This window comes from Veillonella sp. AF36-20BH, assembly GCF_003602765.1.
GTDB lineage: Bacteria > Bacillota > Negativicutes > Veillonellales > Veillonellaceae > Veillonella > Veillonella hominis.
In genome coordinates this window covers 1-741 of the sequence record NZ_QTLR01000020.1, presented here as the reverse complement: position 1 = coordinate 741, position 741 = coordinate 1, and the positions used below count along the sequence as shown (strand labels likewise).

1 protein-coding gene is annotated in these 741 nt (G+C 36.3%); it reads left to right on the top strand.

Features of this window, described 5'->3' with window-relative positions; all coding sequences use genetic code 11:
• On the top strand, positions 1-710 hold a 710-nt coding region (locus DW000_RS09770), incomplete at its 5' end, for an IS30 family transposase (RefSeq protein WP_120056264.1).
• Positions 711-741: the final 31 nt, after the last annotated feature.

The window sequence follows — 741 nt, the reverse complement described above, 5'->3', positions numbered from 1 at the left end:
CTTTAATTGAATCCAGGTTACAACAAACTTGGTCTCCAGAAGAAGTAATTGGTGCTGAATTAGTTGGAGTTCTAAGCTTTAAGACCATATATTCTTGGATCCATCGTGGTTTTCTTGCTGTAACAGAAAAAGTACTTCGCCGGAAAGGAAAAAATCCCGGCACACAGGAAACCCGTGGACGCTTCAATGTTAAAAGGACCATTAAAGAACGACCTCAAGAAGTTGAAAACCGTGAGGTTTTTGGTCATTGGGAACTAGATACAATGGTTTCTTCCAGAGGTCAAAGCAAAGGCTGTTTAGCTACATTTGTTGAACGTAAAACACGATTCTATGTGGCCATAAAAATGAATGATCGATCTAAAGATTCTATGTTTTTAGCTATTAGTTCCCTGTACAATACATTAACCAGCAAATTACTTAAAACCTTTACGGTGGACCGTGGTAAGGAATTTGCTTGCTATGAACAGGTTGAAAACGAGTTTGGAATACCAATGTATTTTGCCGATGCCTATGCAGCATGGCAACGAGGTTCTAATGAAAATAGTAATGGTTTACTTCGAGAATTTTTTCCTAAGAAAACCGATTTAGCTAAAGTTACACTAGATAAACTAACAGAAGCATTAATGTTGATGAATAATCGACCTAGGAAATGCCTTGGGTTTAAAACACCATTTGACATGTTTAAACATGAGATTAGAAAATTGATTTAATTTTGTCGCATTACTTATTGCAATTCAAGAT